This is a genomic window from Paraburkholderia sp. GW821-FHT02A12 (genome assembly GCF_059422005.1).
This window is the reverse complement of the sequence record NZ_JBWKWA010000002.1, coordinates 3,686,992-3,712,710: the sequence shown is the minus strand read 5'-3', so window position 1 is coordinate 3,712,710 and position 25,719 is coordinate 3,686,992. Positions and strand designations below refer to the sequence as shown.

At 63.8% G+C, this 25,719-nt stretch carries 20 protein-coding genes and 2 pseudogenes; 15 read left to right on the top strand and 7 right to left on the bottom strand.

The window, feature by feature from the left end; translation table 11 throughout:
* Positions 1–80: 80 nt before the first annotated feature.
* A complete protein-coding gene (locus AC07WT_RS38165; RefSeq protein ID WP_007178724.1) occupies positions 81–284 on the bottom strand; it encodes a cold-shock protein in 204 nt (67 codons plus the stop codon).
* A gap of 219 nt (positions 285–503) precedes the next feature.
* On the opposite strand from AC07WT_RS38165, the gene AC07WT_RS38160 reads away from it, so the two are divergent.
* Positions 504–779: a hypothetical protein gene (locus AC07WT_RS38160; RefSeq protein ID WP_494950947.1), complete on the top strand. Its 276-nt coding sequence runs from the start codon at positions 504–506 to the stop codon at positions 777–779.
* A 61-nt stretch (positions 780–840) separates the two neighbouring features.
* Here the strand turns inward: AC07WT_RS38160 and AC07WT_RS38155 are convergent, their stop codons facing one another.
* Positions 841–1,950, bottom strand: coding sequence for an AGE family epimerase/isomerase (locus tag AC07WT_RS38155; protein ID WP_494950946.1), 1,110 nt, complete (start codon positions 1,948–1,950; stop codon positions 841–843).
* 148 nt (positions 1,951–2,098) lie between these two features.
* Here AC07WT_RS38155 and AC07WT_RS38150 point away from each other — a divergent pair, with 148 nt between their 5' ends.
* The 8 genes and pseudogenes from AC07WT_RS38150 to AC07WT_RS38115 all read left to right on the top strand — a co-directional run bounded on the left by AC07WT_RS38150 (position 2,099) and on the right by AC07WT_RS38115 (position 6,966).
* Positions 2,099–2,236: a hypothetical protein gene (locus tag AC07WT_RS38150; protein ID WP_492594246.1), complete on the top strand. Its 138-nt coding sequence runs from the start codon at positions 2,099–2,101 to the stop codon at positions 2,234–2,236.
* Positions 2,237–2,284: 48 nt separating this feature from the next.
* Positions 2,285–3,655: a hypothetical protein gene (locus AC07WT_RS38145; protein ID WP_494950945.1), complete on the top strand. Its 1,371-nt coding sequence runs from the start codon at positions 2,285–2,287 to the stop codon at positions 3,653–3,655.
* 218 nt (positions 3,656–3,873) lie between these two features.
* Complete coding sequence (locus AC07WT_RS38140; RefSeq protein WP_494950944.1) at positions 3,874–4,182, top strand: hypothetical protein; 309 nt, start codon at positions 3,874–3,876, stop codon at positions 4,180–4,182.
* Positions 4,183–4,377: 195 nt separating this feature from the next.
* Positions 4,378–4,536 (top strand): hypothetical protein, encoded by a 159-nt coding sequence (locus AC07WT_RS38135; protein WP_410837869.1) that lies wholly within the window; start codon positions 4,378–4,380, stop codon positions 4,534–4,536.
* A gap of 439 nt (positions 4,537–4,975) precedes the next feature.
* Complete coding sequence (locus AC07WT_RS38130; protein WP_494950943.1) at positions 4,976–5,290, top strand: hypothetical protein; 315 nt, start codon at positions 4,976–4,978, stop codon at positions 5,288–5,290.
* Between the two features lie 129 nt (positions 5,291–5,419).
* Positions 5,420–5,635 (top strand): annotated as a pseudogene (locus AC07WT_RS38125) (3-hydroxyacyl-CoA dehydrogenase family protein); the annotation flags it as partial.
* Between the two features lie 115 nt (positions 5,636–5,750).
* Positions 5,751–6,362 (top strand): flavin reductase family protein, encoded by a 612-nt coding sequence (locus AC07WT_RS38120; protein ID WP_492594250.1) that lies wholly within the window; start codon positions 5,751–5,753, stop codon positions 6,360–6,362.
* Between the two features lie 169 nt (positions 6,363–6,531).
* A complete protein-coding gene (locus AC07WT_RS38115; RefSeq protein ID WP_494950942.1) occupies positions 6,532–6,966 on the top strand; it encodes a cupin domain-containing protein in 435 nt (144 codons plus the stop codon).
* 62 nt (positions 6,967–7,028) lie between these two features.
* Here the strand turns inward: AC07WT_RS38115 and AC07WT_RS38110 are convergent, their stop codons facing one another.
* Positions 7,029–8,480, bottom strand: coding sequence for a polyhydroxyalkanoate depolymerase (locus AC07WT_RS38110; RefSeq protein ID WP_492594252.1), 1,452 nt, complete (start codon positions 8,478–8,480; stop codon positions 7,029–7,031).
* Between the two features lie 218 nt (positions 8,481–8,698).
* Between AC07WT_RS38110 and AC07WT_RS38105 the strand changes: the two genes are divergently transcribed.
* Positions 8,699–9,352 carry a glutathione S-transferase family protein gene (locus AC07WT_RS38105; RefSeq protein ID WP_492594253.1) on the top strand — a complete coding sequence of 218 codons (654 nt, stop codon included), beginning with the start codon at positions 8,699–8,701 and terminating at the stop codon, positions 9,350–9,352.
* 56 nt (positions 9,353–9,408) lie between these two features.
* Here the strand turns inward: AC07WT_RS38105 and AC07WT_RS38100 are convergent, their stop codons facing one another.
* From AC07WT_RS38100 to AC07WT_RS38090, 3 genes and pseudogenes are all read right to left on the bottom strand, one after another.
* Positions 9,409–11,382 carry a methyl-accepting chemotaxis protein gene (locus AC07WT_RS38100; protein WP_494950941.1) on the bottom strand — a complete coding sequence of 658 codons (1,974 nt, stop codon included), beginning with the start codon at positions 11,380–11,382 and terminating at the stop codon, positions 9,409–9,411.
* Between the two features lie 206 nt (positions 11,383–11,588).
* On the bottom strand, positions 11,589–14,090 hold the full coding sequence (locus tag AC07WT_RS38095; RefSeq protein WP_494950940.1) for a heavy metal translocating P-type ATPase: 2,502 nt from the start codon (positions 14,088–14,090) through the stop codon (positions 11,589–11,591).
* 193 nt (positions 14,091–14,283) lie between these two features.
* A pseudogene (locus AC07WT_RS38090) lies at positions 14,284–14,394 on the bottom strand (FMN-binding negative transcriptional regulator); the annotation flags it as partial.
* A gap of 232 nt (positions 14,395–14,626) precedes the next feature.
* Between AC07WT_RS38090 and AC07WT_RS38085 the strand changes: the two are divergent.
* Both AC07WT_RS38085 and AC07WT_RS38080 read left to right on the top strand, forming a co-directional pair.
* On the top strand, positions 14,627–16,048 hold the full coding sequence (locus AC07WT_RS38085; protein WP_494950939.1) for a DUF1254 domain-containing protein: 1,422 nt from the start codon (positions 14,627–14,629) through the stop codon (positions 16,046–16,048).
* Positions 16,049–16,247: 199 nt separating this feature from the next.
* Entirely contained in the window at positions 16,248–20,090 is a 3,843-nt protein-coding gene (locus tag AC07WT_RS38080; RefSeq protein ID WP_494950938.1) for a DUF748 domain-containing protein, read from the top strand.
* A gap of 39 nt (positions 20,091–20,129) precedes the next feature.
* Here the strand turns inward: AC07WT_RS38080 and pdxR are convergent, their stop codons facing one another.
* Positions 20,130–21,674 carry a MocR-like pyridoxine biosynthesis transcription factor PdxR gene (gene pdxR / locus AC07WT_RS38075; RefSeq protein ID WP_494950937.1) on the bottom strand — a complete coding sequence of 515 codons (1,545 nt, stop codon included), beginning with the start codon at positions 21,672–21,674 and terminating at the stop codon, positions 20,130–20,132.
* A gap of 129 nt (positions 21,675–21,803) precedes the next feature.
* On the opposite strand from pdxR, the gene AC07WT_RS38070 reads away from it, so the two are divergent.
* From AC07WT_RS38070 to AC07WT_RS38060, 3 genes are all read left to right on the top strand, one after another.
* Positions 21,804–22,910: an ABC transporter ATP-binding protein gene (locus tag AC07WT_RS38070; protein ID WP_494950936.1), complete on the top strand. Its 1,107-nt coding sequence runs from the start codon at positions 21,804–21,806 to the stop codon at positions 22,908–22,910.
* 108 nt (positions 22,911–23,018) lie between these two features.
* Positions 23,019–24,068, top strand: a complete 1,050-nt coding sequence (locus AC07WT_RS38065) for an ABC transporter substrate-binding protein (RefSeq protein ID WP_492594260.1) — start codon at positions 23,019–23,021, stop codon at positions 24,066–24,068.
* A 353-nt stretch (positions 24,069–24,421) separates the two neighbouring features.
* Entirely contained in the window at positions 24,422–25,699 is a 1,278-nt protein-coding gene (locus tag AC07WT_RS38060; protein ID WP_492594261.1) for an ABC transporter permease, read from the top strand.
* Positions 25,700–25,719: the final 20 nt, after the last annotated feature.

Sequence of the window (25,719 nt, the reverse complement as noted above, 5' to 3'; positions counted from 1 at the left end):
ATGAAAATGGCCCGCGCGAGCGGGCCATTTTGCTTTTTAGACGCAAGCGCCTAAAGGTGCCAGAGCGTACCCAAGGGTACTTAGGCCGGCTGGATGTTCGCAGCCTGCTTGCCCTTCGGGCCTTGCTTAACTTCGAACGTCACCTTCTGGTTTTCTTGCAGCGACTTGAAGCCGCTACCTTGAACTTCCGAAAAGTGCGCGAACAGGTCTTCGCCGCCGTCGTCCGGCGTGATGAAGCCAAAGCCCTTTGCATCGTTAAACCACTTCACAGTACCTGTTGCCATTTTTAATCCAGTAAATGTTGTGTGTTGCATTCGCGACCGCTATTTCTCAACACGAGATCGGAGCGCGAAGTACGAGTTGTATCACGTCTTTATGATGGACGCCAATCAACCCGTATTCGGGTATTCCCCCGATGGCCTATTTTGAGACCTCCGGGGCATTTTGAAAGGATGCCGCCGCCGGTAGGGTAAACTGGCTGTATTACACTTCCAGGAAAACCATTGACACATTATCTGCAAGAAGAACTTACGTCGTTCTGGAGTCGTTTGACCCCCTATCTCGCGATATTGGAGTCTAAATCACCTCAAGAGGGCGCCTTGGATCCGGTCGGCCGAATTACCGTCGACACCGAAGGTCACCAGGCTTTCGCCCTTCACACCACCGACCGGAAGCCGCACGGCGACGCGTCGGACACCCCCACCGGAAAAAGCGCAACCTACACGCGATTTAAAACAGCCGACGCCGATTGGGGACCCTGGCAGCGCGAGGAATACTGATCGCCACCGGCCGGTCGGCCAGATCGGCGCCGTCCGGCTCAGTGGCGGCGTGCAGGTCAGCTCAGCCCGGCAGCGCCTCATAGGCGGTCGCGAGGTGGTAGGGCGTGGTCGACGGCATGTCCGCCCGCGCCACAACGTCCGCCGGCGTTTTGCATTCGAACCAGCCTTGCGGACGCAGAAAGCGCTGCCGGAAACGTTCGATCTGGCCCGGCAGGACCGCTAGCGCAGCCGGATCGTCATGGCTCGCCAGCGCGCGCAAATATTCGGTTTGCGCCCAGATCCGCTGGGTAGCGTCCTTGATCCGGCCGGTTTCGTCGAGCGACGCACACACACCGCCGGTGTCTTTGTCCACCCCGTACTGCTGCGCGAAGCTGAACGCGCGCGTCAGCGCCTCGTCGAGACCCGAGCCCTCGAACAGCGCGCCCGCCCGTTTCACCAGCCAGAACCATTCGAACTGATGACCCGGCTCCAGACGGTTGTCGTCGGCGTCCAGCGGCAATTCGGCGACGCAGCCGGTCGGCGCGTGCACGAAATGACGCGCGACGGCGCCGGCCAGGCGGCTCAACGCGGCGTCGAAAGTGGAATCGCGAGTCGCTTCGCGGGCGGCTAGCCAGGCCTCCGTCAGATGCATCAGCGGATTCTGGATCGGCGTGCCGGTCACGGCGGAGAAGTCGGCGTCGAGCGCGGCGTTGAAAAGATCGCTGTCGGCGGCAAAGTGCGACTGAATCAACGCCGACGTGCGATGCACGATTTCCAGCGCGTCGCGGTTGCCGGAACGGCAGCCATATTCCGCGCACGCGAACACGACGAATGCGTGGGTGTACAGGTCTTTGGTGGTGTCGAGCGGCGCGCCTTGCGCATCCACGCTGTAGAACCAGCCGCCGTGGCGCGGGTCCTGAAACGTGTGCACCAGCGCCTCGAACAGCACCTGTGCATGCGCCGCATCGCCGGCTTGCGAGAACACGAACAATTGCCGCGCGCACGCCATTGCACGGTAGCGCGCAGCAGGCAGCGGCAGATGATCCTCGGCGCTGACCGCTTCGTACGGCAGCTTCAACTCAGTGTTGAAACCCGGCCCGCGCCACAGCGGCAGCACCACGCGAGTGAAGTGATCGCGCAGCGTGGCAGCAAGGGCGATCGTCGAAGCGGCGGAAGGGTTCATGCTTTGCATAGTTCAGTTCGTCAAACGCGGTAATCCGAAGCGCCCAGAGGTTCAGGCCGTTCGGCGTGCGGCCAAGCATAAAGCAAACGGTTGCCGCTGGCACGTCGGCGCAGCTGCGCAATCCGCTTCAGATGATTACGGGTAAGGAGGCGAGCGCTTGCGTCAACTGCCCGGCGTCAAGCAGTTCCTGCTAGACGAGACGCCATCTAAAAATCGGGAAATCGTCGGCGAATGGCTTCGGCAGGGGCGGGCGGCCATGCGACAATGCGGTCTCGAAAAATTCCAATGGTATTGACGAGCGGTGCCCGGCGCCCGCTTTTCGGCGACGACCGCTTTTTTCTCTATGGCAGATTCCGCAGCATCCACGCAGTCCCGGCCTTCGCGCGCCGCTTCGAAGAAGCAGCGTCAGGCCACCGTCTCGACCGAAACCGAAAACAAGCTGGCGCGCGCCGCGCGCTCGGCGCAACGTCTCGCGCAACTCAGCGATGCCTCGCGCGACGACAGCACGCTCGACCTGTTCCCTGACGATCCCACCCGCGCCACGCTCGAAGCAATGAATATCGACGTGCGGCAAGGCACGCTGCATGGCTTTGAATTGCCCGACGTGGTGCTGGCGGCGGTCGGTGCGTTCGATGCCGTGGACACGCACACCGATGCGAAGGCGGCGCGCCGTGCGCCCCGCGTCGCGAAGTCCGATGAAGCGGCGCCGGTCAGCGCGCAGTTGAGCGGATTGGGGATGCAGCACGAGGCCGCGGCGGCATCGCCGATGGGCGAGTTGGCTTTTGCCGAGGCGAAGCCGGCAGGCGCTGCCGCCGTCGAAGAAAAGCCGGCGGCAACGCCGCTCACGCCTGCGATGGCGGCGGCGACCGTGGCGCGCAGCGTGACCGCCTTGCGTCAAGCGGGCGAGCCGGGGGCGTCGGCGGAAATTGCTTCATCGACGGTGGCCGGCGGCAAGCCGCCCGTGCCGCCGCAGCGCTTTGCGACGACTTTCGCCAAGGCGACGACGGCTTCGCGCGAAGCCGCCGTAGCCGAAACTGCCGCAGCCGAAACCGCCGCAGCCGAAACCGCCGCAGCCGAAATTGCCGCAGCCGAAACCGCCGCAGCCGCAACGGAAGCCGCACCGGAGCGCGCTTCGCCTGAAACCGGCCCTGCGGTCGCCGAGCCGAAGTCCGGCGGCCAGCCGGCGCGCCCTGCGCCGGCGCCGGCGAATGTTGCGTTTGGCGCGCAATTCAGGGAAGCCCAACGCGGCGAAGCGGCTGCGGCGGTATTGCGCGCCGCGCCTGAACTCGACCGCGCGCGCGCCACGGCCTTCGCCGATACCGTCGATGCACTGTATGGCGTGATCGCCGACCAACGCCGCGCTGCGACGGACCATTCACGCCGCATGAAATGGATGCTGTCGATCGTGGTCGGCGCGTTGCTGGCCACGGTTGCGATCGGTATCACGCAGACGGTCCTGCTGATGCGTCTGACGCGTGAAACCACGGCCCAGCAGCATCGTATCGAACAGATGATGCAGAACCAGCAGGCCGCCATGGCCAGCCTGCTCGACACCCACATGGCGATGGCCAACGCGGCGGTAGCCCATGCCGCTGCTCCGGCCGCTGCCGCGTCTTCGCCGGCTGCAGTTCAGCAAGCCGCCGGTCCTTCGCACGGCAAACGCAGCGCACGAGTTCAGCACGCGCACAAGCCGAAAGCAGTCAATTCGAACTGATCTTCAGTGACCGCCGCGGGCGTCAGCCGGCTGCGGCGGCTCGCTTCGCCGCCTGCCTGGCCGGGGGCTTCTCCGCTTCCCATGTTGTTCTGCCGGATAGGCGCCGTAAGGCGCCGCATGCGGCCAGCGTCTCGCAAGTCAAATACCGCGTTTTACACTCTCGTTGCTGTTGCGAAGCCGGACCGGATACGCCAGCGCGACTTCTGACGGGAGCCACCATGCCGACTAGCGAGCACAAATATTCCATCGAAGAACTGATCTGCGCGCTGCTACGCGATCAGCGCATTCATGAGGGGCACTGGGCGCTGAGCGTCGAGTTTTCGGCGTCGGGAACGTCCGTCAAGCCGCAGGACAATTCCGCGCGAACCCTGCCGGGCCTGATCGTCTCCGTCAATAGTGCGACGCTGGTACAGGCGGAGAGCGCGGCGACCGGCGCCGTCGACGCCGCCGTGGTCAACCCGCGCAAAGACATGGCGAGCGCGAAGCCGGCGCGAATCAGGAAACCCCAGTCCAGCACGCTCCAATAAGGCGGCCAGTTTTGACCCTGAAAATGAAAGAAACGGGGTCGTTGTAATGGTGCAACGCACCATGGCCGCAAAGCCTGAAACAACGCACCACACCCGAAAAATTGCTGCATTGCACTAGCTTTTGCCTAGGGAAAACCCTATAATTATTTTTAAGGGAAAACCCTAGCTAATCGCAGTAATCAACCGGGAGTCGCCATGAGCTTCATTTTTGCACTGTTCCAAAAGGTCAGCGACCTCTTTGCGTCGCCCCATCTGCCGCTGGATTCGGACTACTCGTACGAAGCGCGTAGCCGCGAAGCGCAGCGCGTGCGCCAGGCGCAGGCTACGTTGTTCGGCATCAAGCTGACCGACTAAACAGCCAGGTCGTATGGCCTGAGCGCGGATCACCCGCGCATGGCCGCGCACGTCGAGTGCGCCTCGCCTCATTGAAGCCACCGCCCGCGAAACGCGTGCGGTGGCTTTTGTTTGTGCGCCGGGTGCTCGCCGAATACCTGACCGGTCCAAATATTTCCCCGCCGAAATGACTGTAACGGCGCCTGACGTGGCATCGCGGCGGCCACGCCGCCAATCCATCGGGCATGGCGCTGCAGACGGGCCGCGAATGCAAAAAAGCTGGCTGTTCATCGCGCCCCGTGTATGAAATGTGCGCTTACAAGTGCTCACGTCTTCACGCGGTTTGCGCCGCTAAAGTTCGTCTCAAGCGTACGGCGTCTGGTCCGAACCCGAAATTGCAGTCCGAGGGTGATCGAACACAGGCGCCGGCTTGATACAAAACTTTGCATGGGAGATCACTATGAAAACCTTGAACAAGACATCTCGCTCGATTCTCGCAACCTTGCTGGCGGGTAGCGCTTTGCTCGCTGCCGGCAGCGCCTTCGCCCAGGAGCGGGTGGTCGTCGAGACCGGTCCGGGACCCGCGGCTTACGGTCAGCCGCACATGACGCCGGCGGGCGTGTCGATCAGTATCGGCTGGCATGGCGATCGTTACTACGACGGCCATCGCTACTGGGAGCATGACGAGTGGATGCGCCATCATCCGCACGACCGCGATCCACGTCACCACGACCGCGACGACCATCGCCCGCCGCCCCCGCCCCCGCGTTATTGATGCGCGCATGACGGCGCCGCATGACGCGGTGTGAAGTCCCGCAAAGCCGGTCGTTCCTCGCGGAAGACCGGCTTTGCCGCGTTCGGCGTGGGAAATAGGCGCGCTGCGCTATGCTTGAACGCTTTCATCGAAGGTGCGGATCTCGGTGGCCTCGATACGTTCCTCGATATCTCGCCTCATCTGATGCCGGAGCTCGCCAAAGATGAAGACGTGCTCGATCTGCTGCGGGCGCAGGTGGACGCGGGACGCGTCGGCGTGCGCAGCGGCGCAGGCTTTTATGACTGGGACGATGCGCATCTCGCGCAGGTGAAGGACGGGCGCAAGCGGGTGATCGGCCGAGGATGAAGTACGGCGGGAGCGGGTAACTCACAACGTGGCCGCTCGCCTAGCCTTTAAGCAGCACCCACGCGACTGCGGTATAACCGGCTTTCCCGCCCCACAACGCCAAACCGCATCAATCATGTCCCACTACTTCTACGATCCCGCCGCCGGCCACGGTCTCCCGCATGACCCATTCAAGGCAATCGTCGCGCCGCGGCTGATCGGCTGGATTTCGTCACGCGACACCGAAGGCACACTGAATCTCGCGCCGTACAGCTTCTTCGGCGCGTTCGCTTCGTTTCCGCCGATCATCGGTTTTTGCAGCGAGGGCCGTAAGGATAGCGTCGCCAACATCGAAGCCACCGGCGAGTTCGTATGGAATCTCTCGAGCAAACCGCTCGCCGAGCAGATGAACCGCTCATCGGCGCCGGTCGCACCTCACGTCGACGAATTTGAACTCGCCGGTCTCACGCCGGCTCCGGGGCGCAACGTCAACGTGCCGCATGTCGCGGAATCGCCGGCCGCGCTCGAGTGCAAGCTGCTGCAAGTGGTGCGTCTGCATACGCTCGACGGTAAACCGATGGACAACTATCTGTCGCTCGGCCAGGTGGTCGGCGTGCACATCAACGAAGCCTATCTGAAGAACGGTTTGTTCGACACGCATGCCGCGCAGCCGATCATGCGTGCCGGCTACCGTGCCGACTACGCGGAAATCGGTGAGATGTTCCAGATGTTCCGCCCGAGCGCATAATCGTCGAACCAGGCATCAAATGTTTAAACCGCGTCGCTCACGGCGGCGCGGCATCAGCCACATCGCCTTCGCGGAAAGCCCACGTCAGGAAACTGGCCCGCTTGATGCTTGCAACCGACACTCCAATGCGTCGTTTTCAAGTACCGGCTCATTCCCCAGGAGCGCGATCATGTCTACCGAATTCGCTACGCAGTTCTCGCATGTCCGTCCGCAAGACACGCCCTATGTGGATCAGGGCTTACGCGATTTTTTTCTCTATCGCGATTTAGGCATTGCGCAGGCAACCGGCGGCAAGGTGCTCGCGCAACTCGTCAAGGCGAATCACGCACCAGAGCAAGGCACCGGCTGGCACCGTCATGAAGCCGATTTCCACATTGTGATCATGCTGAAGGGCTGGGCGCGCTTCATGTACGGCGACAAGGAAACACTCGTCGCCGCCGGCGATTGCGTGCATCAGGCGCCGGGCATCGTCCATTATCTGTTCGACTACTCTGAAGATATGGAGTACCTGGAGATCGTTTCGCCGGCCGACTTCAAATCGATCGAAGTCGACGGTCCATGCGACGTTCCGGCGGTAACGCCGTGGAAGAGCGTCACCGCCTGAACAGCGCCGCCGCAGCAGCAGCGGCGCTTGCACGCGACAACGCGGCCACCCGAAGCATCAGCTCATTGCGCCGCAGGCGGGCGCCGTCGCGGCGACCGTGCGGCCGGCTGCGGTTTGGAGGGGGACGAGCCGACACCAGCGCCATTCGGCGTGGCAGTGACCTCGGCGTCCACGTCGGCATCCACCACTGCGGTGACAGCCGGCGCCGCCGGGGTGATCTCTGCGGCGGCAGCCGCGGGCACCGGCCGGATCGTGCGTGCTCGCGAGCTGACCATCACGGCACGAGGCTCGTTGTCGTAAATGACGGCGCGCACGCGCGGATAAATCTGCCGCTCCCATCGATGCCCATTGAACACGCCATAGTGCCCCACGCCGGTTTGCACGTGATGCGTTTTCAGATACGGCCGTAACTTGTCGCACATATCCTGCGCGGCGAGCGTCTGTCCCACCGCGCAGATATCGTCTTTTTCGCCTTCCACGGTCAGAAGCGCGGTGCGCCTGATCTTCGACGGCTCGACTTTGCGCCCATCGACTGCGAGTTCATGCAACGGCAGCGCGTGCCGCTGAAAGACCGTATCCACGGTTTCCAGATAGAAGTCGGCGGTCAGATCCATCGTCGCGAAGTATTCTTCATAGAAGGTGCGAATCGTGTCGGCCTTGGCCGGATCGCCTTTGGCACGCTCGTAATACATGGTCTCGAACGAGTCGAGATGGCGGCCGAGATTCATCGACATGAACGCCGTGAGCTGCACGAAGCCCGGATACACGCGCCGGTGCGCGCCCGCAAAACCGAACGGCACCGCGCTGATCAGGTTCTGCTCGAACCATTCGATCGGCTTGCTCTTCGCCAGTTCGTTGACGCGCGTCGGATTGATGCGCGTGTCGATCGGGCCGGCCATCAGCGTCATGCTGGCGGGCTGCGCGGGGTGATCGTCGGCGGCCATCAGCGCGACGGCGGCGAGCGCGGCGACCGTCGGCTGACAGACCGCCAGCAGATGCGCGCCTTGCCCGATCGTTTCGGTGAAGTCGATCACGTGTCGCACGAATTCGTCGAAACCGAAGCGGCCCTGGCTGAGCGGCACGTCGCGCGGGTTGTGCCAATCGGTGACGTAGACGTCGTGTTCGGCCAGCATCGTGTGCACGGTGCCGCGCAGCAGCGTCGCGAAGTGGCCGGACATCGGCGCGATCACCAGCACACGCGGCTGCAGAGTCGAAAGCGTGGTGTCCTTACGGAAATGCAACAGCGAACAGAACGGCGTGTGCGCGACGACTTCCTCGACGATCGCGACCGGTTTGCCTTCCGTCACAACACTTTCGATGCCGAACGGCGGTCTAACGGGCGTGAGCCCGGCGAGTGTCAAAAGATCGCAGGCCGCGCGTACCGAGCGCCCGTGCGGCGTTTCGCCGAACGCGGGCCAGGCGTCGAGCGAATGATTGACCAGCGCCGCGCCGTGCCGCATCGGCAGCATCATGTCGGCAAACGCCTGGTATGTAGGATATGCGAACAGGTTCATAACCTTCGCACGAATGCGAGAAAGGAAGGAACCCAAATAGAGGCAAGTCATGTGCCAATCATGCACATGCACTGCCGTATGCTAAGTGTACGTTGGCATAGCATTTGCGCCAGTGGCTGAAGCGGGCCGGAATTGCCGCGCTTTGGTGCGCCGACGCACGGCAGCGTGCATGCACATCGTCAGGCGTCGCGCGAACGCCTCATCAGGAGGAGGAACGTATGACGAATACCACGCTCACCATCAGCAGCAAGAATTATTCGTCGTGGTCGCTGCGCGGCTGGCTGCTGACCAGGTTCAGCTGCCTGCCTTTCGAAGAGATCGTGATGCCGATCGACGATCCCGCCGCGCGCGCCGAATTGCTGCTGCTGTCGCCGTCGATTCTGGTGCCGTGCCTCTTTCACGAAGGCATCAAGATCTGGGACACGCTGGCGATTGCCGAATACCTGAACGAACTGAAGCCGGAGGCGGCACTCTTGCCCGAGGACCTGCGCGCGCGAGCGCATTGCCGCTCGATTTGCGGCGAGATGCATTCGGGTTTCAGTTCGCTGCGCTCGGCGTTGCCGATGAACCTCAAGGCGCATTTTCCCGGCTTCAAGGTTTGGGCGCGTGCGCAATCGGATATCGACCGTATCGTGACGATCTGGAGCGACTGCCTGAAGCAGTACGGCGGCCCGTTTCTGTTCGGCGAGCGTACCGCGGCCGATGCGATGTACGCGCCGGTGGTGACGCGTTTCGTCACCTACGACGTGAAGCTCGATCCGGAGATCGTCGAATACGGACAGCGCATCATGGCGCTGCCCGAGATGCAGCAATGGATTGGCGATGCCCAGCAGGAGGTGGAAGAGATCGACGAACTGGACGTCGAGTTCTGATCACGGCGCGTCGCTGCGCGCCGTGATCAGACGAAGGGACCACCCGCGCCGGCCACTTAATCGCGCCCGGCGTCCAGCTTGAACACGCTGACCACCTGCGCGAGACGCGCCGCCTGATCGCGCAATTCGGCCGCCGCGAGTTCGGCCTCGCCGACGATCGTCGCATTCTGCTGGGTCGCCTCGCCGATCTGGGTAACGGCGAGGTTGACCTGTTCGATGCCGCCCGATTGCTCGCGCGACGCCACGCTGATCTCGGCCATGATCGCGCGCACCTGGCCGACCTGATGGACGATGCCCTGCATCGTCGAGCTGGCTTCTTCGGCGATCCGGAAACCGCTTTTGACGGTCGCCGTCGATTCGGCGATCAAGCCCTCGATTTCTTTCACCGAAGCCGCGCTGCGTTGCGCCAGCGCACGCACTTCCGAGGCCACCACCGCGAAGCCCTTGCCGTGTTCGCCTGCGCGCGCCGCTTCGACGGCCGCATTCAGCGCGAGGATGTTGGTCTGGAATGCGATGCCTTCGATCACGCTGGTGATTTCGGCGATCTTCTGCGACGAGCGGCTGATTTCGCCCATCGTCGAGACCACCCGTTCGACAGCGCGGCCGCCTTCCAGCGCGGCGTCGGCGGCATTCGTGACGAGCGAGTTGGCCTGCGCCGCGTGGTCGGCGTTCTGTTGCACGGTCGACGTGATCTGCTCCATGCTGGCCGCGGTTTCTTCGAGGCTGCTCGCTTGCGTGGCAATGCGCGCGGCGATGTCGCCGCTGCCGGTCGCGATCTTTTCGGTGCCGTAGGACATATCGGCCGACGCGTTGCGCACTTGCGAGACGATGCGCGCGAGGCCTTCGCCGATGCCGTCGATCGACTGCATCAGGCGGCCGATTTCGTCGGTGCGGGCATGCGTTCCCTGCGCCACGCGCACGCTCAGGTCGCCCGCGGCGAAGCGCTCGGATGCTTTGGCGGCTTCATTGAGCGGGCGGCTGACGAGGCGGCGCACCGCGATCAGGAACACCGCCGCGAAGACCCCGACCAGCACGAAACCGATCAGCAGAAATTCGTTACGGGTCGCGGTGACGTCGGCCATCACCTCGTCGCGCGGCGCGACGCCGCCCACCAGCCAGTGCCACTCCGGCACGGTGATGAACGACACGTATTTGTCGCGCGCGTTGTGTTCGCCGAGCGTCGCATCCGCCGAACTGTATTCGAGCTGCCCTTGTTGCATCTCGAGCATCTGCTGATATGGCGCGTTCGCGTTGTCGGCGCTCTGGCCGGCGGCGGCCGGATGCACGATCAGCTTGCCGCGCTCCGGGCCGTTTGAGGCGTTGACGACGAAGTAGTAGCCGCTGTCGCCGATCTTCAGTTTGCGGATGCCGTCTTCGACCGATTGAATCTCGCTGTCCACGTTCACGCCGACAAACAGCGCGCCGATTACGCGACCGCTCACGTCGGTAATCGGCCGGTATTGCGTGATCAAACGTTTGCCGAAGAGCGTGGCAAGCCCGGTATAGGATTTGTTCGCGAGGATCAGCGCGTACGCCGGCCCCTTGCGGTCGAGCAGTGTGCCGATCGCGCGCGAGCCGTCCTGTTTCTTCAGCGACGTCGTCACGCGTACGAAGTCGTCGCCGCTGCGTGCGAACACGGTGGCGACCGAGCCGCTGCGTTCGAGAAACTGGTCGGGGATCGAGAAGTCCATGTTCAGGACTTTGTCGCCGGCCTTGAAGGTTGGCGTGGCAAGACCGTTGATGTCGACCTTCTGGGTTTCGTCGAGCGTATAGCCGGTGGGCAGGAAGCTCGCGAACAACGACATCGAACGATCGACGTCCGCCGATAACGCTTTGTCGAACAGCGTGATCATCGCGGCGATCGAGCGGTCTTTATCGGCGATGCGTTCGAGCACCTGATCGCTGATCTGCGTGCCCGCGCTGCGGGTGAGCCCCCACGCGAAGGCGGCGAAAATCAACGCCACGAGCGCGCAGGAAAGCATGGCCAGCCTGGCGCCCACGCTGGCGCGGCGCAAAGAGAGATGTTCCATCGGCGATTGCGGAGTAAAGGAGGAAGGGTGATGCGCAGGCCACGCTTACGCATGGTCGGCATCGATGTCCTGTTTACGGCCGCGGGGCCAGTTTTCTTTAGTTTATTGAAAGCATCGCGTAATGGACCGTAAGGCGATCCACAACGCGACCCACGCGGCCTACACGGCCTACACGACCCACGCGTCGGCGCTCAGCGGCCCGGCGCTCAGCGGCCCGGCGCGCCGCGCCAGGTGCGCAGCAGCAGCGCATTGGTGACCACGCTGACGCTCGAAAATGCCATGGCCGCGCCGGCCAACATCGGATTCAGCAGGCCGAAGGCGGCGAGCGGGATGCCGATCAGGTTATAGACGAACGCCCAGAACAGGTTTTGCTGGATCTTGCGCCAGGTCTTGCGCGAGATGTCGATGGCGTCGGCCACCAGCGCCGGATCGCCGCGCATCAGCGTGATGCCGGCCGCATGCATCGCGACGTCGGTGCCGGTCGCCATCGCAATGCCGATGTCGGCGGCGGCGAGCGCGGGGGCGTCGTTGATGCCGTCGCCCGCCATCGCGACAATACCGGCGCTGCGGAATTTCAGGTCGTGGATCACGCGGGCCTTGTCCTCCGGCAGCACTTCCGCGTGGAATTCGTCGATGCCGAGCGCCTTCGCGACGCTCGCCGCGCTGCCCGGGTTGTCGCCGGTGACGAGCACGCTTTTGACGCCCATCTGCGCGAGCCGTTCGATGGCGGCGCGCGCGGTCGGTTTGACGGTGTCGCCGAAGGCGATCAACGCGAGCGCAATGGGCGCTCGCGGCTCGCGCCGCATCAGCCAGGAGACGGTGTTGCCGGCGGCTTCGAGTTCGCGCGCGCGCTCGATGAGTTGTGGCGGTAACGCGATGCCCAGTTCGTTGAGCCAGCGCGTGCTGCCGAGCGCCAGGGTATGGCCTTGAATGTCGGCTTCCACGCCCCGGCCCGGCACGGCGCGGGCGGCTGTTGCAGGCGCCGCCGCAGCCATTGACTCCACCGGGGATGCGGTCGTCGCCGCAGCCATTGACTCCACCGGAGATGCGGTCGTCGCCGCAGCCGTTGACTCCATAGGGGATGCGGTCGCCGCCGCGGCCATTGACTCCACCGGGGATGCACTTGTCGCAGCGAACCCGGGAATGCCAAGCGGGCTATCGTCGCGCGCTGCGACGCCGCCATGCGCTGACGCCGCCCCAACTACGCTCTCCGCCGGCGAAGCGCCTGCCTGCGTTTCTTCGTAAGCCTTCACCACTGCCCGAGCCAACGGATGATCGCTATGCCGCTGCACCTCCGCGGCGAGCGCCAGTGCTTCGCCGCGGCTAATGGCGCCGATCGGCTCGAACGCCGTCACGGAGGGTTGTCCGACCGTCAGCGTGCCGGTTTTATCGAACGCGACGACATTCACCCGATGCGCCGTTTCCAGCGCTTCGGCGTCTTTGATCAGCACGCCATGCCGCGCAGCGACGCCCGTGCCGGCCATGATCGCCGCCGGCGTCGCCAGTCCGAGCGCGCACGGGCAGGCGATCACCAGCACGGCGACCGCGTTCAGAATCGCGGTTTCGCCGCTTGCGCCGGCGATCAGCCAGCCCGCGAGCGTCAGCGCTGCGATCACCAGAATTGCCGGCACGAAGATCTCGCTGACCCGGTCGACCAGCCGCTGAATCGGCGCCTTCTCGGCCTGCGCGCTTTCCACGAGGCGGATGATCCGCGCCAGCGTCGTTTCGGCGCCGATCGCGGTGGTTGTCACTGCAATCGCGCTTTCGCCGTTGATCGAACCGGCGGTGACGAGATCGGCTACCTGCTTCGGCACCGGCAGGCTTTCGCCGGTGATCAGCGATTCGTCGATATGGGTGCGGCCTTCGAGCACCGACCCGTCGACCGGCACCCGTTCGCCCGGCCGCACGATCACCACCGTGCCGACCCGCACTTGCGCGAGCGGCACCTCGCGTTCGTCCGTACCGATGCGAATCCGTGCGCGGTCGGGACGCAGCGCGTTGAGCGCGCGGATCGCGTCGGTGGTTTGACGCTTGGCGCGCGCTTCGAGCCACTTGCCGAAGCGCACCAGCGTGATCACCACCGCCGACGCTTCGAAATACAGATGCATCACGTCGCCCGGATGGCTCGCCAGTTGATAGACGCTGATCCCATACGCCGCCGAGGTGCCGAGCGCCACCAGCAGATCCATATTCCCGGCGCCGGCCCGCACGGCGCGATACGCCGCCCGATAGAAGCGCGCGCCGAAGACGAATTGCACGATCGACGCGAGGCCGAGTTGCAGCCACGGCGAAAGCATCGCGTGCAGCCCGAACCACTCGCCGGCCATCGGCAGGACGAGCGGCAGCGTCAGCACGGCGGAGGCGAGTACGGCATAAAGCTCGCGACGTGTCTTGTCGCGCCTGGCGTCGGCTGTTGCGGCGCCGCCGTCGGCCGGCGGCGCGTCTGGCGGCGCAAGCAACGTTGCCTGGTAGCCTGCTTTCCTGACGGCTTCGATCAGCGCATCCGGCGGGCTCAAGGCCGCATCGGCGAAATCGACGGTTGCCGTTTCGGTCGCCAGATTCACCGACACGCCCGCGACGCCCGGCACCTTCGCCAGCGCTTTCTCCACCCGCATCGCGCAGGACGCGCAGGTCATGCCGCCGATGTCGAGTTCGGCGGTTTTGGCGGGCGCGTCCGCGGGACGCTGGGGAGTGGCAAGTTCGGTCATGGGAGGCAAGGCTCGTGGCGGCATCGGGCCGCATCAAGAGCCCAGTATCGACCTTCCCATGATGGAAAGGTAAAGGACCTTTTGATATCGCTCGGGAATGTTGCCGAAAGCGCGTGAAAGCGGCGTCCGGAAACCTCCAGAAGCGGCGTCCGGAAGCGGCCCGCTCAGAACGCCGGCGGCGCGTCCAGCATCGCCTGGCCGACTGCCTGCCATGCGCGTGCACCACCATATAGTTGTACGTCGGCACCTGACGATGCGCTTCGTGCTTGCTCGGATACCAGTTTGGCGAAATATAGGCGGCCGGTCCCTGGAAGATCACGAGCGCCATCAACCGTACCGCAAGTGAATTCCGCGCTTCTTATTACGAAGCTCAATTGTTGCCTTTGCGCTTGCCTCGTGAGTAAGGATACGATACAACCCGATGTTGCTGGCATGACGCCCCCAGACTGCCCGCGCAGGGCTTGAGGAAGCCGCGCAGGCAGGCTTCGCCGCACACCGAGGAATTCCCTGGACCGTACGTTCCGACACCTGAACGAATGATAAAAACTCGCCGAGAACTGTTTTCGCTTCACTGGACCTGCGCATCGCTCGCGGGCCTCGCATTTCTGGCCGGTTGCGCGTCGACACCGTCCGCCACGCAAAAGACGGCCGGCTGGATCAAGGACGAAGTCGCCGATTCGTACGTGTTCGGCTATCCGCTCGTGCTGATGGGCGTCGCGCGTGACGCGGCGGTCGGCACCGATCCGGGCCAGGCGCCGATCAATACGCTGCGTCATGCGCAGGCCTTGCCGCCGGTCGGCACCGCCAATCCGCCGCAGCCCAGCCTCGACACGCTCGATTCGACCGGCTGGCTGGACGTCGGCGCCGAACCGGTGATCGTCTCATTACCCGATTCGCATGGCCGCTACGTCGACGCCCGCGTGCTCGACATGTGGACCAACGTGATCTGGTCGACCAGCACCCAGTTCGCTACGCGCGCCGCGGGCATCAAGGCGCAAACGATTGCGTTCGTCGGTCCCGGCTGGCAGGGCGAGCTGCCCAAGGGCGTCGCGCGCGTCGACGTGCCGACCCGCAACGCATGGGTCAGCGTGCGCATCCAGTCGAACGGCACGCGCGACCTGACGGCGGTGCGCAAGCTGCAACGCGCGATTCGCGTGGCGCCGCTGAGCGTGTATGCAGGCGACACGCGCTCCGCGTCGATTACGCCGCCGCGCAGCAATGCCGCCGATGCCGCTGCGGCGGCCGCATCCGGCACGCCGGCCGCGCAGATCGCCGCACTCGACGCGAACGGCTTCTTCAGCCGGCTTGCGCAGGCGTTGCAGGACAATCCGCCGACTCCGGCCGATCCGCACGCGCTGAAAATCCTCTCTGACCTTGGCATCACGCCCGGCGACCCGGTAAAGCTGCCGGGCGCGGCCGAGGCGATTGCCGCGGGTCTCGCCGACGGCCACGAGCGCATCGTCACGCCACCGTCCAATCTGCTGGCCGGCAATGGCTGGAGCTGGTTCGGCGACGGCGTGGGCAACTACGGTCCCGACTACGCGATGCGCGCTTACGCTGCCTTTGCGCAACCGGGCATCGGCACGAAGGACGACGAAGTGCGCGTGGTCGTCACGCAGGACAGCGACGGTCATGCGCTCAACGGCGCGAACCGCTACGTGATCCATTTCGGACCGAACCAGTTGCCGCCGACGCGCGGCTTCTGGTCGATCACCGCCTATACCAGGGATGGCGCTCTCGGCGAAAGCGCGCCGGCGCGTCTGGCGGTCGGCGACCGCAATGGCGCGCGCCGCAATCGCGATGGCTCACTCGACGTGACGGTGTCGTCGGCGCGCGGCAAGAGCGGCAACTGGCTGCCGGCGCCGCGCGCCGATCTGCAACTGATGCTGCGTCTGTATGCACCGAAGCCGCAAGCCACCGACGGCAGCTGGCAACCGCCGGCTGTCGTGCGTCAGTGACATGACAACGTTCCATGAGTGACGTATAGGTAAGTGCGTGTCCGTTGCCTGGCGCAACGGACACGCGATGCTGTAGCGCGGATCAATGTGTAAGTCACGGCTTACATTTCTGTCCCATGCAAGGTGCGCGACTTATACTGCCGCTTGCGGGATTTTCGTTTTCGCGGCGGGCTTGCCGCCGCACTATCCAAGACCGAGCATGGCAAGCCTCAATAAAGCAACACTGGCATCTTCCATGCGGACCGTGCGCGAGGTCGCGCAGTCACGCCGTACCCGGCGTGTCATTACCGGTCTGCTGATCTTCCTCGTAGTATTCGGTCTACTCGGCTTTTTCGCGGCTCCGCCGCTGATTCGCCACATCGCCGAGCAGCAGCTCAGCAAGCAACTCGACCGGCCTGCCACGATCGGGCGCATCGCGCTCAATCCGTACACGCTCAAGCTCGAAGCCGATCGCGTGCATATCGGCGAGCGCGGCGGCGCGGGCGATTTCGTCGATATTTCGCGGCTCATCGTGCAGCCTTCATGGAGTTCGCTGTTTCGCGCGGCGCCGATCATCGACGAAATACAGCTCGATTCGCCGCGCTTTCACATCGTTCGCTACGATGCGCAGCGCTTCAATTTCACCGATCTGATCGAGAAGTTCGCGAAGCAGCCGTCCCAGCCTTCCAGCAAGCCGACGCTCTTCTCCGTGTCGAATATTCGCCTCGAAAACGGCCAGATCACGTTCGACGATAAATTGCTCGGCGCCACCCACGTGATCGATCAATGGAAGCTCGGCATTCCGTTCATCGCGACGCTGCCCTCGAAAACCAATATCTTCGTCGAGCCGTTGTTGCGTGCGCGGATCGACGGCAGTCCGCTCGCCATCGACGGCAAGACCAAGCCGTTTGCGGCGTCGCGTGAATCGGAAGTGTCGCTGCGCTTTGACGGGCTCGACGTGCCGCGCCTCATGTCCTACGTGCCGACCAAACTGCCGGTGATCGTGCAGAGCGGCAAGCTGTCCACCGATCTCAAGCTCAACTTCGTGCTCTCCAACGACACGCCGTCGCTGCGTGTGGCGGGCACCGTCGATATGAACGATGTGGACGTGCGCGATCAGAGCAAGGCGCCGTTTTTCGCGGCGCGTGCGCTGCATGTAGCCGCCGCGACGCTCGAGCCGTTAAAGAGCGCGTATCACTTCGACGATATCCGCATCGACGCGCCGACCGCCAATCTTGCGCGCGATAAAGCGGGCATGCTGAGTGTCGAGCGGATGTTCGCAGCTGAGCCGGCTCCTGCGGCTTCCGCACCTGCGGCTGCATCGGCACCCGCATCCGCGACCGCATCCGCATCCGCATCTGCATCTGCGCCCACATCTGCGCCCGCCACAGCGAAGAATCCGGCCAGCGCGCCAGTTGCGGCCTCCGGCGCTACCTCCGCCGCCACGGAAAAAGCCGCACCGCCTTTGGACCTGTCGATCAAGCGCTTTGCTCTCAATGACGGCACGGTGAATGTTCACGACGAAGCGGCCTCGCGACCGGTCGACCTCGGCCTGCAAAAACTGGCCGTCACGTTGACGGACTTTTCGACGCTCGCCAACGCGCCCGCGCATTACACGGTGAACACCGGCTTCAAGGACGCCGCCGGCTCGCTCGGCGCGGCGGGCGCATTCGGCCTCGTCACAAAGACCGCCAGCGCGAAGCTCGACCTGAAGTCGCTGCCGTTGCCGCTGCTGCAACCGTATCTCGACACCGCGACCGCGGCGCAGATTGTCGACGGCGCGCTTTCCGCGACGGCGAACGTCGGCGCGAACTGGTCGAAGTCGCCGGCGGCCGTGATGGTCACCGACACGCAACTGGATCTGCAATCGCTGAAACTCGCGGCGCGCGGCAGCAAGGAGCCGGCCGTCTCGCTCGCGCAAGGCCGTGTGACGGTCAAGCAGGTCGACGTGGCGGGCCGCACCGCCGATATCGCCGGCGTCGACACGACCGGCCTGGTCGTTAATGCGCAGCGTCTGAAAGACGGCAGCATCGACCTCGCCGCGCTCGCCGGTCCGCATCGGGCCGAACAGCAACGCACGGCGATTCACGCGGTCAAGAAGGCGCAGGAGCAAGGGCCCGCGTGGCGCTACAAGATCGCCGAACTTAACCTCAAGGACGCGACCGCCAATTTCACCGACAACACCACGCAGCACCCGGTCAAGCTGAACGTCACGCCGTTGCAACTCAAAGTCCAGCAGATCAGCGACGACCTGAGCCGCCCGCTGCCGATCGATCTGCAAGCGACGCTGAACAAGAAAGGCACGCTCGGCGTAACCGGCAATGTCACGGCGACGCCGCTCAAACTCGCGTTGAAGGTGAACGCGAACCGGCTCGACGCGGCGGCCTTCGAGCCATACTTCGGCAGCAAGCTGAATGCGTTGATCGCGAGCGCGTTGCTCAACGCGAACGGCGACCTTGCGCTGACTCAGGCGAAGGAGTTGAAAGCGGCGTACCGCGGCGATGTGGCGCTGGTCGAAGTGCGGATGCTCGACAAAGCCACGTCGGACCCGTTCGCCGGATGGGGTTCGCTCGCGCTGACCAACCTGAAGGCCGATTACGACGAGCGCGGCGGCACGGTAGTCGACGCGGGCCGCGTCACGTTCACGAAGTTCTATGGGCGCGTGCTGCTCGACGCGCAAGGCAAGCTCAATCTGAAGGACGTGGTCGCGCACGAAAGCGGCGCGGCTCAGTCGCTGACGCGCGACAAGAGCGGCGCCGAACCGGCGCCGTTGACGCCGCAAGCTGTATCGGCGTCCACGCCGGCGCCGGCGTCGGCGGCGGCAATCGCGACCCCAGCGGCCACCGTGACCGCCGCGACGCCGCCGCAAAGCCCCGTCAAGCTGCATTTCGGCCAACTGGTGCTGCAACAGGGCCGCGTGACCTACACCGACAACTTCATCAAGCCGAACTACACGGCGAACCTGGTCGGCATTCAAGGCACGGTCGGCGCGTTCGGCACCCAATCGACCACGCCGGCGCCCGTCGACATCGCCGCAAAACTGGCCGCCAACGGTCCGCTGTCGATTCGCGGCACGGTCAATCCGCTGATCGCCAAACCGTCGCTCGATCTGACTGCCAGCGCGCACGATATCGAGCTGACCAACCTCACGCCGTATTCGGCGAAATACGCCGGGTATCCGATCACCAAGGGCAAGCTGAACGTCGATCTGCACTACAAGCTCGACAACGATCAGTTGAACGCGGACAACCACCTGTTCATCGATCAGCTCACGTTCGGCGATCACGTCGAGAACGATACGGCGACCAAGCTGCCGGTGCGTCTCGCGATCTCGCTGCTGAAAAACTCGCGCGGCGAAATCAACGTGAATCTGCCGGTGTCGGGCTCGCTGTCGAATCCGGAGTTCAGCATCGGCGGATTGATCTGGCACGCGGTGCTGAATCTGTTGCAGAAGGCCGTGACCGCGCCGTTCTCGCTGATCGCCAATGCGTTCGGCGGCAGCGGCGAGGAATTGGGCTACGTCGAGTTCGAGCCGGGTTCGGCGAAACTCTCGGACGCCGGTGATAAAAAACTCGATACGATCGTGAAGGCGCTGGCTGACAAGAGCTCGATTCGTATCGACCTGATCGGCCGCGTCGATCCGGCTGTCGACGAACCGGCGTTGCGCGACCGCTATGTCGAGCGGCTGGTCAAGCAGCAGAAGATCAAGGACGTGGTGGGCAATGGCGAAAGCGTGGATCTGTCGACCGTCACCGTCGACCCCAAGGAGTACGACAAGTATCTGACCAGGGCCTACAAGGCGGCCGACTTCAAGAAGCCGCGCAATTTTGTCGGCCTGACCAAGAGCCTGCCGGACGACGAAATGAAGAGCGCGCTGGCCGCCAACGCGCCGATCGACGACGCCAGCTTGCGCGACCTCGCGCAGCAGCGGGCGCAAAGCGTGCAGCAGTATTTCGAAGGCAAGATCGACAGCAGCCGCGTGTTTGTCGTCGCGCCGAAACTGAACGCTGAAGGCATCAAGGACAAGGGCGCGACGACGCGCGTGGACTTTGGCTTGAAGTGATGCGCGGTGGACGCCCGCCCTGCAACCAGGGGCGGGCAGTTAGGCGGCGCGCGTCGGCGCTTTCAGCGCCGTCTGTTCGATCACGCGTGCGAGCGTGTCGAACGCCGGACCGATCCTGTCATTCGGTACGCACGCGTAACCCAGCAACAGCCCTCGCCGCGCGGGCGTCTCGCTGCTGTAGTAACTGGCGAGCGGCCGCACGATCACGCCGGCATCGAAAGCGGCTGCCGTTACCGCGCGATCGTTCGCGTGATCGGGCAGACCGAGCACCAGATGCAAGCCGGCCTCGTCGCCCATCACCGGCAATTCGTCGCCGAAACGCGCGGTGATCGCGTCGATCAGAATCTGCCGGCGCTCGCCGTACAGCGCCCGCATACGCCGCACGTGCGACGTGAGGTGGCCGTCCATGATGAAATCGGTCATCACCGCCTGCTGCATCAACTGCCCCTCGCGATACAGCTCGGCAACGCCCGTGCGAAACGTATCCACCAGATGCTCCGGCGCGATCATGTAGCCGATCCGCAAACCCGGAAACAGCATCTTGCCCAGACTGCCGACGTAGATCACCTGGCCGGCGTCGTCGAGTCCTTGCAGCGATGCAAGCGGACGGCTGCCGTAACGGAACTCGCTGTCGTAGTCGTCCTCGATGATCCACACGTTGTGCTGGCGCGCGTATTCGAGCAGCGTGCGGCGGCGCGCAAGACTCATCACCATGCCGAGCGGATACTGGTGCGACGGCGTGACGAGCGCGAGGCGCGGCGGTTGCTGCAAATCCTGCTCGCGCGGGTTGAGCCCTTCGTCGTCGACCGGCACCGGCACCAGCGTAATCCCCGACGATTGCAGCACGCTGCGCGCGCCCCAATAGCACGGCTCTTCGACCCACGCGCGATCGCCGACGTCGGTCAGCAAACGCACCGCGAGATCGATCGACTGATGGATACCCGTCGTGATGATGATCTGGTCCGGCGTGCAGTTCACCGAGCGCGCAACACGCAGGTAATCGGACAACGCGCGCCGCAGCGGCCGATAGCCGCCGCCGGGCGCATAGGTCAGCAGATCGGGATTGGCTTCCTTCCACAACCTTGCCTGCAAGCGGCTCCATATACGCGCCGGAAATTCGGCGACGTCGGGTACGCCCGGCATGAACGCGCCCCATTGTTTGGCCGACACGCCAGCCTGATCGATCAGCCTTCGTCCACGGCTGGAGAGGTCGCCGAGATCGCGTTTCGGCGGTTTCGCCGCCGAGGCGGCCGGATTGCCTTCCGTATCGACGCTCGCCACCGGCTTCTTGCGCGCGTTCACGGCCGCGCTGTCCGGCCGCGTGTCGGCGACATACGTGCCGCTGCCCGTGGTCGAGATCACATAGCCTTCGGCGGTCAACTGGTCATAGACGTGCAGCACCGTATTGCGCGCAATCCCGAGGTCTCCCGCGAGCGTGCGCGAACTGGGCAGCTTGGTGCCGGGCGGCAACTGGCCAGTCAGGATGGCCTGCTGGATCAGTCGCAATGTCTGCCTGTAGACCGGTTCGGCGGCCGTGCGGTCGAGCCGTGCGGCCAGCCAATCCGACAAGATCACGGTGTCCAAGTGGTTCTATCCGGAATAATGAAATGGTTCCATATTGTAGAACCGTAAGGGACTATAGTGAGCCACGCAATTGTTGCAATCCCTTTGTTTCGACGAGGGAGCCAGCCGGACCGCAGAGGAGACCAGGCGATGAAAACCGATGACGTGATCGTCAGCTTTCGGGGCGTGCGCAAGACGTACGACGGCGAAACGCTGGTCGTCAAACAGCTCGATCTGGATATTTACCAGGGCGAATTCCTGACGCTGCTCGGACCTTCGGGTTCGGGAAAAACCACTTGTCTGATGATGCTGGCGGGATTCGAATTCCCCACCGGCGGCGAGATCTGGCTGGACGGCACGCTGCTCAATACCGTGCCGCCGCATAAGCGCAACATCGGCATGGTGTTTCAGAACTACGCGCTGTTTCCGCATCTGACGGTCGAACAGAACGTCGCGTATCCGCTCACCGTACGCAAGCTTTCGGCGGATGAGCGCGCGCATCGCGTGAATAACGCGCTGAAGATGGTGCGCATGGAGAGCTTCGCAAAACGTTATCCGGCACAGCTTTCCGGCGGCCAGCAGCAGCGTATCGCGTTGGCGCGGGCGCTGGTGTTCGAGCCGAAGCTCGTGCTGATGGACGAGCCACTCGGCGCGCTGGACAAGCAGTTGCGCGAACACATGCAGTACGAACTTAAATCATTGCACGAGAAGCTCGGCGTCACCTTCGTCTACGTCACGCACGACCAGGGCGAGGCACTGACCATGTCGGACCGCGTCGCCGTGTTCGACAAAGGCATCGTGCAGCAGCTCGATACCGTCGACCGGCTGTACGAATCGCCCTGCAACGAGTTCGTGGCGAACTTCATCGGCGACAGCAACAAGCTGCGCGGCACGATCGCGAACGTCGATGGCGAGTACTGCGAGTTTCATCTGATTGACGGCACACGGCTCACCGGCCGCAATATCGGTGGCGCGCGGGCGGGCACGCCGGCGGTTGCGTGCATCCGGCCCGAGCGCATGAAGCTCGCCAACCTGGTGAACGGCGTCTCGCGCCCCGGCGCCAACGCGCTGGCCGGCGAGGCGCGCGGGCTGATCTATTTCGGCGACCACGTGCGCATGCGCTGTGGCCTGCCGGAGCAGGACGAGTGCTTCGTCAAGGTGCCGCTCGGCACCGACGCACTCGAATCCTTCGCGCCCGGCGCGCCGGTCGCGCTGGAGTTCGCGGCCGAGCATCTGCGGGTGTTTGCCGGGGCGTGAGCGCGTTTGATGCGCGGGTAGTTCAACGCAGGCCGGTCAGGCAGGCAGCACATAAAAAGTCGCATCGTACTTAGCTGGAAGCAAACCACCAAAGGAGAGCAACACACCATGAGCAAGATCGGGAAATCGCGCTGCGCCATCGCTGTCGGTGCTGTGGCGCTCGCGCTGGGCGCCGCGCAGGTCAATGCAGCCGAACTGACCGTCGTCAATTTCGGCGGCGCGAATGGCGACGCGCAAAAGGTCGCATTCAACCAGCCGTTCGAAGCGCAAACCAGCAACAAGGTGACCGCCGTCGAATACAACGGTGAGCAGGCCAAAGTGAAGGCGATGGTCGAAGCGAAGCATGTGAATTGGGACGTGGTGGAAGTCGAATCCGGCGACATCGGCCGCGGCTGCGACGAAGGGCTGTACGAGAAGCTCGACTGGTCGAAGATCGGCAAGAAGTCGGACCTGATTCCGGAAGCGCCGCAAACTTGCGGCGTGGGTTTCTTCGTGTGGTCGACGGCACTCGCCTATAACGCCGACAAGCTGAAAACCGCGCCGACCGGCTGGGCCGACTTCTGGGACGTGAAGAAATTCCCGGGCAAGCGCGCGATGCGCAAGGGCGCGCGCTACAACCTGGAGTTCGCGCTGATGGCCGACGGCGTGCCGCCGAAGGACGTCTACAAGGTGCTCGCCACCAAGGAAGGTCAGGACCGCGCATTCAAGAAGCTCGACGAGCTGAAGCCGAATATCCAGTGGTGGGAAGCGGGTGCGCAGCCGCCGCAGTTCCTCGTCGCGGGTGACGTGGTGATGTCCACCGCGTACAACGGCCGTATCGACGCCGCGCAGAAGGAAGGCAAGAACCTGAAGGTGGTCTGGAACGGCAGCATCTACGACCTCGACTACTGGGGAATTCCGAAGGGCTCACCGAACAAGGCGCTGGCCGAGAAGTACATCGCCTATTCGATTTCGCCCAAGCCCCAGGCGGAATACGCCCATCACATCGCATACGGTCCGGTGAACGTGGCTGCGATCAAGGCGCTCGATGCGAAGACGCTTGCCGATCTGCCGAATTCGCCGGCCAATGGCAAGAACGCCGTGCTGCAGAACCTCGGGTTCTGGACCGATCATGGCGATGAGCTGGAGCAACGTTTTTCGTCGTGGGCTTCGAAGTAATTTGCCGAGTGTGAGAAGGCGCGGCTTGGTTTGATCGAGCCGCCCTTTGACGATGCAACATAACGCGCGCATGTCCATTCGGCGTGCGTGCCCGGCTAGATGGATGGGACCGGAGTAAGTGCTTTGCATGGGGCTGGAGTAAGTGCTAAAGCACTAACTCGAGCCGACAGCTAAAGCGCTAACTCCGGTTGACAGCTTTGCATGGGACCAGAGTAAGTGCTGAAGCGCTAACTCCGGTCGACAGCTTTGCATGGGACCAGAGTAAGTGCTCTGCATGGGGCTGGAGTAAGTGCTAAAGCACTAACTCCAGCCGACAGCTAAAGCGCTAACTCTGGTCGACACAGGAGAAGGGTGTGACTACCATGACGATCGCCGCTGATTCGACGCCCGAGTCGAGCGTTCGGCTCAAACGCGAACTGAAGGCCGCGGAAGCCAGGAAGCGCGCCATGGCGCTGCTGCTGATCGCGCCGCTCGCCATTTTTCTGCTGCTAATCTTCGTGGTGCCGATCGGTGCGCTGTTGACGCGCGCCGCGCAGAATCCGGAAGTGGTTGGCGCATTGCCGCATACGCTGAATGCACTGAGCGGGTGGGACCGCAAGACGCCGCCGCCTGACGCGGCTTATGCCGCGTTGGCGGTCGACCTCACCGCGATCGCGGACAGCGACGGCATGGGTGCGCTGGCGCGACGGCTGAACGTGGAGATTCCGGGCTATCGCTCGCTGGTCGCGAAATCGGCACGCGCCATGCCGTTCGCCGACGACAACAGCAAACCGTTGACGCTCACGCCTGCCCAGGTCCATGCGAAGTTCGTCGAGCTCGACGAACGCTGGAACAACATTGCCTACTGGCAAGCGATTGCGAAGAATTCCAGCGCGTATTCGCAGTTCTATCTGCTGGCTTCGCTCGATCACAAGCAGGACGCGTTCGGCCACATCATCCAGACCGATCCTGACCAACAGATTTATCTCGCCGTATTCAGCCGCACCTTCGTGATCGGCGCGGCCGTGACGATTTTCGCGCTGCTGCTTGGCTACCCGCTCGCTTACTGGATCTCGACGCTCTCCGACCGTCGCGCGAATCTGGTGATGATTCTGGTGCTGATTCCGTTCTGGACGTCGATTCTCGTGCGCGTCGCGGCGTGGATCGTGATTCTGCAAAGCGAGGGGCTGGTGAACAAGGCGCTGATCGGCAGCGGACTGCTGCATGATCCGCTCGCGCTGCTGTTCAACCGCACCGGCGTGTACATCTCGATGACGCACATCCTGCTGCCGTTCATGATCCTGCCGTTGTACAGCGTGATGAAGTCGATCCCGCCGACATACCAGCGCGCCGCGATCTCGCTCGGCAGCCATCCGTTCGCCGCGTTCTGGCGCGTGTACGTGCCGCAAACGTATCCGGGCATCGGCGCGGGCGCGTTGCTGGTGTTCATCCTGGCGATCGGCTACTACATCACGCCGGCGCTGCTCGGCGGACCGAACGACCAGATGGTCAGCTACTACGTCGCGTACTTCACGAACGTGACGATCAACTGGGGCATGGCGTGTGCGCTCGGCGGTTTGCTGCTCGCCGCGACGCTCGTGCTGTACGTCATCTATGGGCGCTTTACGCGCTCGTCACTGAGCCTCGGCTGATCGCCTGAACGGAGCTTACC

Bases quoted from the DNA above. Each gene is read 5' to 3' on its own strand.
- AC07WT_RS38165 (WP_007178724.1), bottom strand. From the start codon at position 284: ATGGCAACAGGTACTGTGAAGTGGTTTAACGATGCAAAGGGCTTTGGC.
- AC07WT_RS38155 (WP_494950946.1), bottom strand. From the start codon at position 1,950: ATGCAAAGCATGAACCCTTCCGCCGCTTCGACGATCGCCCTTGCTGCC.
- AC07WT_RS38145 (WP_494950945.1), top strand. From the start codon at position 2,285: ATGGCAGATTCCGCAGCATCCACGCAGTCCCGGCCTTCGCGCGCCGCT.
- AC07WT_RS38140 (WP_494950944.1), top strand. From the start codon at position 3,874: ATGCCGACTAGCGAGCACAAATATTCCATCGAAGAACTGATCTGCGCG.
- AC07WT_RS38135 (WP_410837869.1), top strand. From the start codon at position 4,378: ATGAGCTTCATTTTTGCACTGTTCCAAAAGGTCAGCGACCTCTTTGCG.
- AC07WT_RS38130 (WP_494950943.1), top strand. From the start codon at position 4,976: ATGAAAACCTTGAACAAGACATCTCGCTCGATTCTCGCAACCTTGCTG.
- AC07WT_RS38120 (WP_492594250.1), top strand. From the start codon at position 5,751: ATGTCCCACTACTTCTACGATCCCGCCGCCGGCCACGGTCTCCCGCAT.
- AC07WT_RS38115 (WP_494950942.1), top strand. From the start codon at position 6,532: ATGTCTACCGAATTCGCTACGCAGTTCTCGCATGTCCGTCCGCAAGAC.
- AC07WT_RS38110 (WP_492594252.1), bottom strand. From the start codon at position 8,480: ATGAACCTGTTCGCATATCCTACATACCAGGCGTTTGCCGACATGATG.
- AC07WT_RS38105 (WP_492594253.1), top strand. From the start codon at position 8,699: ATGACGAATACCACGCTCACCATCAGCAGCAAGAATTATTCGTCGTGG.
- AC07WT_RS38100 (WP_494950941.1), bottom strand. From the start codon at position 11,382: ATGGAACATCTCTCTTTGCGCCGCGCCAGCGTGGGCGCCAGGCTGGCC.
- AC07WT_RS38095 (WP_494950940.1), bottom strand. From the start codon at position 14,090: ATGACCGAACTTGCCACTCCCCAGCGTCCCGCGGACGCGCCCGCCAAA.
- AC07WT_RS38085 (WP_494950939.1), top strand. From the start codon at position 14,627: ATGATAAAAACTCGCCGAGAACTGTTTTCGCTTCACTGGACCTGCGCA.
- AC07WT_RS38080 (WP_494950938.1), top strand. From the start codon at position 16,248: ATGGCAAGCCTCAATAAAGCAACACTGGCATCTTCCATGCGGACCGTG.
- AC07WT_RS38070 (WP_494950936.1), top strand. From the start codon at position 21,804: ATGAAAACCGATGACGTGATCGTCAGCTTTCGGGGCGTGCGCAAGACG.
- AC07WT_RS38065 (WP_492594260.1), top strand. From the start codon at position 23,019: ATGAGCAAGATCGGGAAATCGCGCTGCGCCATCGCTGTCGGTGCTGTG.